This is a genomic window from Microcystis sp. M090S1 (assembly GCF_020246295.1).
Lineage (GTDB): Bacteria > Cyanobacteriota > Cyanobacteriia > Cyanobacteriales > Microcystaceae > Microcystis > Microcystis aeruginosa.
In genome coordinates, this window is the sequence record NZ_JADBTF010000229.1 from 1 (window position 1) to 7,773 (window position 7,773).

At 45.6% G+C, this 7,773-nt stretch carries 6 protein-coding genes and 1 pseudogene; 2 read left to right on the plus strand and 5 right to left on the minus strand.

All coding sequences use genetic code 11. From position 1 onward, the window contains the following. Positions 1–97: 97 nt before the first annotated feature. The 5 genes and pseudogenes from IM477_RS10350 to IM477_RS10370 form a co-directional block, all read right to left on the minus strand. Positions 98–448: pseudogene (locus IM477_RS10350) on the minus strand (IS701 family transposase); the annotation flags it as partial. A gap of 727 nt (positions 449–1,175) precedes the next feature. Further along, a complete protein-coding gene (locus IM477_RS10355; RefSeq protein WP_287731634.1) occupies positions 1,176–4,220 on the minus strand; it encodes a tetratricopeptide repeat protein in 3,045 nt (1,014 codons plus the stop codon). A gap of 39 nt (positions 4,221–4,259) precedes the next feature. Beyond that, positions 4,260–4,868 carry a COP23 domain-containing protein gene (locus IM477_RS10360; protein ID WP_002774765.1) on the minus strand — a complete coding sequence of 203 codons (609 nt, stop codon included), beginning with the start codon at positions 4,866–4,868 and terminating at the stop codon, positions 4,260–4,262. 59 nt (positions 4,869–4,927) lie between these two features. After that, entirely contained in the window at positions 4,928–6,028 is a 1,101-nt protein-coding gene (locus IM477_RS10365; protein WP_287731635.1) for a S1C family serine protease, read from the minus strand. A gap of 143 nt (positions 6,029–6,171) precedes the next feature. Next, positions 6,172–6,666: a tetratricopeptide repeat protein gene (locus IM477_RS10370; RefSeq protein WP_287731636.1), complete on the minus strand. Its 495-nt coding sequence runs from the start codon at positions 6,664–6,666 to the stop codon at positions 6,172–6,174. Between the two features lie 378 nt (positions 6,667–7,044). Here IM477_RS10370 and IM477_RS10375 point away from each other — a divergent pair, with 378 nt between their 5' ends. After that, entirely contained in the window at positions 7,045–7,281 is a 237-nt protein-coding gene (locus IM477_RS10375) for a DUF4160 domain-containing protein (RefSeq protein ID WP_041803658.1), read from the plus strand. Then, complete coding sequence (locus IM477_RS10380; RefSeq protein WP_002785172.1) at positions 7,265–7,513, plus strand: DUF2442 domain-containing protein; 249 nt, start codon at positions 7,265–7,267, stop codon at positions 7,511–7,513. Before IM477_RS10375 ends, IM477_RS10380 begins: the two co-directional genes overlap by 17 nt. Positions 7,514–7,773 lie beyond the last annotated feature (260 nt).

The window sequence follows — 7,773 nt, forward strand, 5'->3', positions numbered from 1 at the left end:
GAATAGGCTTTTTCCATACCTCACATTTTAGCATATATTTCGTAAATGTGCTAATATTTAACAGCAAAGCCGCCGTAAAACGGCGGGGTTTCAGACCCAAATTTTCGATGACTCGATGAAACTCTTCAATTGGCCAATGACTATCATGAAGACTCTTGAATTCATACCGTGTTGTTTGATTGAGCACATCTAAATCCCGATGATAGACAATGTAATATTGCGGCTCGTTTTTGAACTGCTGACCAAATACTTTCACCCAACCAAAGGATTTTAAATACACGACCAAACCTTCCTCTGGAATCTCCAAATCCTTTACTGGTAATGCTTTACCTTTCTCTATTGATACTTGGCGATTGTTAGCAATGCCAAAAAGAAAACCGACTTTCTCGTTTCTGAGAAAGTTCAGATTTTCTAGACTTGAATACCAACTATCCCCAGTTATGTATGAGGCGACTCTTTTATCGTTGGGTGTTGGGTTTCCTGAGAATTGAGAGGTTTTCCTTAACATATTTATTCGCTCAACCCAACCTACAGTTTTGTAGGTTGGGTTGACGTAAGGAAACCCAACCATAAACCCAAGGAAACTAAAGTAGGTTGGGTTGACGTAAGGAAACCCAACAATACACCCAAGTAAACCCAACAAAAAGATTCAGACGGATTTAGGTGTTGGGTGTTGGGTTGCGCTTTTCCTGAGAATTGAGAGGTTTTCTTTAACATATTTATTCGCTCAACCCAACCTACAGTTTTGTAGGTTGGGTTGACGTAAGGAAACCCAACAATACACCCAAGGAAACTACCGTAGGTTGGGTTGAACCAAGGAAACCCAACAAGAGACCCAAGGAAACCCAACAAAAAGATTCAGACGGATTTAGGGGTTGGGTGTTGGGTTTCGCTTTTCCTGAGAATTGAGAGGTTTTCTTTAACATATTTATTCGCTCAACCCAACCATAAACCCAAGGAAACTACCGTAGGTTGGGTTGACGTAAGGAAACCCAACCATAAACCCAAGGAAACTACCGTAGGTTGGGTTGACGTAAGGAAACCCAACTATAGACCCAAGGCAACCCAACAAAAAGATTCAGACGGATTTAGGGGTTGGGTGTTGGGTTTCGCTTTTCCTGAGAATTGAGAGGTTTTCTTTAACATATTTATTCGCTCAACCCAACCTACGAAACTTATCCCCCTAATTGTTGTAAAATCTGCATCACCTTTTCATAAGCAGCCATATTATTCTGTTGGAGGAATAATATGGCTGCTTGTTGTAGATCAATTTTTGCTTTTTCGGGTTGTCCTAATATGGCATATAAACCACCACGACCTAAGTAAGCCTTAGCATCATTAGGATTAATTTCAATAGCTTTGTTGTAGTCAGAGAGGGCTAATTCGTATTTTTTTTGCTCAAAGTAAAGAACCCCCCGATTGACGTAAGCCTCAGCTAAATTAGGATTAATTTCAATAGCTTTGTTCCAGTCAGCTAAAGCTAAATCGTATTTTTCTTGGAGACGGTAAAGAACCCCCCGATTGTAGTAAGCCCCAGCAAACTTAGGATTAATGTCAATAGCTTGGTTGTATTCAGAGAGGGCTAAATCGTATTTTTCTTGGAGACGGTAAAGAACCCCCCGATTGACGTAAGCCTCAGCTAAATTAGGATTAATGTCAATGGCTTTGTTCCAGTCAGAGAGGGCTAAATCGTATTTCTGCAAGTTTTTGTAAAGAAGCCCCCGATTGTAGTAAGCCTCAGCATAATTAGGATTAAGTTCAATGGCTTTGTTGATGTCAGAGAGGGCTAAATCGTATTTTTTTTTGTCTTCTTGGTAAAGAAGCCCCCGATTGACGTAAGCCTCAGCAAAATTAGGATTAATGTCAATAGCTTTGCTGTAGTCAGAGAGGGCTAAATCATATTTTTCTTGGAGACGGTAAAGAACCCCCCGATTGTAGTAAAGTATAGCAAAATTAGGATTAATTTCAATGGCTTTGTTGAAGTCATCTAATGCTAATTCGTATTTTTGTAGGTCTTGGTAAAGATTCCCACGATTGTTATAAGCATTAGCATGATTAGGATTAAGTTCAATAGCTTTGTTGTAGTCATCTAATGCTAATTCGTATTTTTGTTGGCGACGGTAAAGAATCCCTCGATTGACATACCAAGCAGCACGGGGAGCGAGATCAATTGCCTGAGTAATCGCCGCTAATCCCTCATCATAGCGTTTTAATTCACTTAATATTCCCCATTTCTCGTTATAGTAATTGGGGTTATTGGGAACCAGAGAAATCGCCTGATTAATCACCGTTAATGCTTGCTCATAATTTTCTCTGGCTTCTCTTTCTGTACCTGCAATTTTTGAGAAGTCACCTAAAAAGCGATAAACTACACTTTGCCGTTGTAAAATACTACTGTGAAACTTCTTTAAATTTTCCCGTTTAGGTAAGGTATTAATCGCTTGTTGCAAAGCTTCTATAGCTGGTTGATGTTCGCGTAATTCAAATAACGCTAATCCCTTACCATACCAGGCTAAATAGACATTATCGGGGTCATTTTGCTTAATCGCTTCATCAAAGGCTTTAATTGCTTCCTGATCCCTTGCTAACCGCCATAATTGTCCCCCCCTTTGTATCCAAATATCCGCCTTCGCATTGGTATTAGGGACAATAACACCAGTAATCGCTTGAATAATTTCTTGTTGTTGTTGCGGACTAACTTGGGGTTGAGCAGTGGTTAATAATTGCGGTTTTACCTTCAATCTTTCTTGCAATCCGATAAAAGTGCTAATAGGAATCCCTAAACTATACCCTAACTGAATTTCCGTTACCCCTGCTCCTTCTGAACGTCCATGAATCCCTATTACTCTCCCCTGAGAGTCTAAGACTGCACCGCCACTCATGCCCCCAAATGTGATGCTGGTATAAACTAATTCATAGCCTTCGGTTAAAGAAGCAACACTTTGTAATGTTCCCCCTTGTTTATTCCTTAAAGGACTTTGGCGGGTTTGTAGTAATCCCCGTTCTTTCTCGTCAATTGTACCGCCACTAAACAACCATTTCGAGGGATTGTCGCCAATTTTGGCGAAGCCTGCGGCAAAAACAAAATCATCGGTATTTGGGTTATAATTCGCTATTTCCGCAACGGGATAATTGTCCAGGCTTTCAAACTGAAAAACTGCTAAATCTACCCCTTCCTGCCGGATGATGGTGCTTTTCTCGATGTTTCGAGTTTTGCCGTCGCTGGTGACGACGGTGTAGGTGTTATCGGGACAAGGTTTACTTGCAGCATCTTGACTTTCTTCCTTCTCACATAATACATGGTCTGCGGTTAAAACCGTGTAAATATTCCCTTTTTTAGCGATAATTACGCCACTTCCATTGGCTGTACTGCTACTATCAATCCGCACGGTGAAACCCTTGGCTTTTGTTTCTAATTCGGCGATATAGTCAGTAGGGGCGGTGGTTTCTATATCGGGGTTCACCTGCGGTAGGGGCAGGTTATAGGCGCTGAGGATTTCGGGACGGATGTAGGTTAATAGGGTATTGATAGAAATGCCCCAGTTAACCGCTCTCATCTGTTGGATTTCTGCGTCTGTGGGTTTTGTACCGTCTTCGTAGATGTAGTTAGAGAGAATCGGATGGGCCGATCGCCCGTTAATACCGATTAACTCATCCTCGAAAAAGATACCACCGCCACTCATTCCCTGCACGATATCGCCACTATAACCGACGCTGTAGCCCTCCCGGAGGGGTCGATCGCTTGTTTGTTCAATTTTCCCGTTATCGGTGGTGTACTGCCCCGTTTCTGCGGAATAACCGGTTACAGTGATATCTAGTTCCGCATCCGGGGAAATGGCGCGAATTTTAGCGATCGGATAATCCCTGGTATCGCTAAACTCCACTAGGGCCAGATCCTTATCTTCCAAAAGGGAATTCGGCGCGATCGAGGCTGTGCGGGTTTGGCCGTCGTGGGTTTGGATCTGTAGGGTTTTCGCGCCGCGGGTAACGTGAGCGTTGGTCAAAACGAGGTATATACTGCCTTTTTTCCCGATAATGATTCCCGATCCCCGATTTATCTCGCTAGTAATCTTAACAGTGACTTGACGGATCGATCGCTCGATCTGCGCGTTTGGGCTGTCTTCCGCCACGATCGCCGGAGCAGAGAAAGGGGATAGCGCTTTAACCGGTACGACGGGCAGAAGTAGGAGACTTAGGAGTAGGGGAAAGGGTTTCAACATGGTTATTATGGGTAAATTCGGGGTAAAACAGCGAAAATTCTAGCGGGTGGGAACGCAATTATTTTGCGGGCCAGCAGATCTCGTACCACAGGGTGCGTCGCGATCAGCGAGTGGTGCTTTGGCGAAAAACTCCGTCATCGAGATATAGGTTTTATCTCCGGAATTCTGGAGGAGCATATCCGAGCTTTTCCCCTCTAGGATGTCCATGAGTTGTTGCAAGACTAAATCTGGATTGTCGTGGGGTTTAAGGGTAAAAAGTTGGCTATTACCATCGCAGGGATCGCCGGATCGTGAAACGCTGCAGATGATCGGGTATCCCTTCGCCCGGCCGGTGGTGAGATAGTTAAAACGCCCTTGATTATATGCTTCCTGGAATTTTTTCGTGACTTCCTCGCAACGAACCGGGGAACGTTTGGAGAAATATTCCGATTTCCAGCCGATAATCCGCACATTGCCGCTCCTTTGGGGAATCCAAGCGAGGGTGGCGGGGATTTTTCCTCCCGATGCGCGATCGAACACCTCTTTACAGAAGAAGGTGACGCGATTCGGGGTGGTCGATTGGCTGAAACCGGGGGCGATACCACCGAGGAGGACAGTGGCGAGGAGGCCGACGCAAGCGAGACGGTGGGAAATATATCTAGAGTTCATAGGGATAGTTCCTCAGAAAATAGGGATTAGAATCGTGATTAGGGTCAAAATGGGATTATTTAAGGGTTAGCGGCGGCGTTGAGGGTGTAGCGACCCGATTCACCCCCTTCGCGAGAGGTAGCCACTAGGATATAAACTCCATCGGCGGGTAATTCGGTTACAAGTCGAGCGTTAAAATCCCCGGGGGCGCGATCGACGCGCTGGTCACTACGGGCGACCTGTGGGTATTTTGTCCCCTCGGAAGATTGGAGAACGCGATAGAGGACAAGATAGGGAGCGATCTCGTTGCTGTTCATATCCAGAACGATTTTCTGTCCGGCACGACCCTCGAACCCGTAATATTGCTCGTTTTGGTCTTTGGTCAAGTTGCCTTGAACGGTCTGACCGTTAAGAGGGAGGGCGAGTAACTGTATCCGATCGTCCTGTCCTAATGTTGAGACGGTGGAGACATCGCCTGTTTTAACTGCGGTGAGGAAAGCTTGCAGGCGATCGAGGGAAACGGCGAAATTAATGCCGCTCTGGGTAAGGCCGATCGGGTTTCCCGCACCGTCGTAAACGTAACTCCCGATATCGCCCGCGACGTTAACCCCCACCACTTCCCCCCGTGAATTCAAAAGCGGCCCGCCGGAATTGCCTTTGTTGATATTAGCGTTGTGTTGCACAATGCCTTTTTCGGGGTCGAGACGGCTGATAATGCCCTGGGTGAGGGTGTTTTGATAGTCCTCGTTTAAGGGTGTGCCGATGGCGAAAACGCTTTCGCCGACTTTGGCGGAGTTCGGACGGGCGAGGGGAAGATAGGGCAGGTTTTGGCGGTTATAAATCCGCAGGACGGCTAAATCCACGCCATTTTTAGCGAAGCCGATCACGTCTGCCGAGGCCTGCTGTCCGTTGGAAAATTTCACCGTCACCACCCGGGGTCCGTCCGCAACAACGTGGGCGTTGGTAATGATGATACCGTCGGGACTGACGAGAAAGCCGCTACCGTGGCCGCTGCCATTTTTGACGGTGACGACGGCGGGGCTGGCTTTCTGATAGACTCTAGAAGCTGTCTGCTCCTGCGCGAGGATGGGTGGAACGTTTTCCATCAGGAAGCCTCCGGGTTGAACGAGTAGGCCAGTGGTGGCCAGTAGCACCGATAGGGTGAAAGTAATTGGTTTCATCGGGTTGGCTCCTCTTTAGTCGAGGGATACTTGCAAGGATGTTATCGTTGGTTTTTTCCCAATTATGCGATCAAGTTTTAAGTCCTCAGATTGCTTTTTTTACAAAAGTTTAGAGGGGGAGAGCGATCGCTCTCCCTTGCAACTTACGCACCTATCTGCCGTAGTGCTTCTATGGCGCTGTTGTACATTTCCGTGTTTCCCTGCTGGCGAAATAATTCGGCGGCCGTTGTTAGATCGGCGATCGCATTTTGTCTCTGGTTAAATGCGAGATGGACGTATCCGCGGAAATGGTAAGCGTAGGCAGCGCGGGGGTTTAGTCGGATCGCGGTGTTCAGGTCTTGAAACGCCGGCCGCCATTGTTCGCGAATCGTGTAAATCATGCCCCGACCGAGGTAAGCTTCGGCATAGTCCGGATCGAGTTCGATCGCTCTGGTGAATTGAGCGAGGGCGAGATCATATTTTTCCTGTTGGATGTAGTTAATTCCCCGGTTAAAGTGGGCGATCGCTTCTTTGTAGTTCGTTTGAGTGATCAGGGTTTCGGCTGGTTGTCGGCTTTCTAGGGCCATAACGGGGCGAACAGTGGCGAGGGTGGAGAGGCCGATTAGGCTGACGGTGGTGAGAAGGGCAAAGGATTTCATGGGTAGTGCCTCGGTGAGGGTGATTTGAGCTTCTACCTAATTCATCGGTTGCTTTTTTGGGAATATGCAGGATAGGGCGATCAATTTTTTTGGCGTTGTCAGATCAGAATAGGAAAGATGCCATGCAATCCTTGCTATCAAAGTAAGGAAACCCAACAATAGACCCAAGGAAACCCAACAAAAAGATTCAGACGGATTTAGGTGTTGGGTTTCGTTCCGATGACCCAACCTAGGAAAGGATGCGATCGCTTTTCGTTCTCTAAAACAGTGATCGCACCAAGATGACAAGCACTGTAGCATAACCCACCGAATATTATAAAATTGATGGTGCGTTACATTTCATGCTTGGCCAAATCCGGCAAAATAAGCTTTAACCTCATGCCAGAAATTTTCAGACTGGAAGGCTATGTTTTCTTTTTCTATGCCAATGAAGGCAATGAACCCATGCACGTTCACGTTCGACGGGGCGGCGGATATGCTAAATTTTGGCTAGAGCCGCTAGAATTGGATTATGCTAAAGGTCTAAAAACCAAAGAAATTGTTCGGGCTGAAGTTATCATTACAGAAAATATAGAAATAATACGGAGGAAATGGCACGATGTATTTGGTACATGAAAGCATAGTAAAAGCTCAAAAAGTTTGGGTTGAAGATAAATGGATTTGTATTCGTTTAGAAGACGATAGAGAAATTCGTTTTCCTGCTTATAAAAATAAACGCTTATCAAAAGCAACCTTTGAACAATTAGCAGAGGTTGAGTTAATTTGTGATGGCACGGGATTACATTGGGAAACCTTAGATGAGGATTTGTCCATCATTGGCATTTTAGAAGGAAGATTGGGTGCTTAAATGTTAAATGCTTAAAAAAAATCGGCTCTACCGAACCTAGTAATCATAGCAATTACCGTCGGTTGGGTTGACGTAAAAAAACCCAACAAAAAGATTCAGACAGATTTAGGTGTTGGGTGTTGGGTTGCGCTTTTCCTGAGAATTGAGAGGTTTTCTTTAACCTAAGTAGCTGGTTATAATTAAATTAAAAATGGATTTTAGGTTCGATCCCCCCTGCCCCCCTTGATAAGGGGGGTGCCGATAGGCGGGGGGATCCCCCC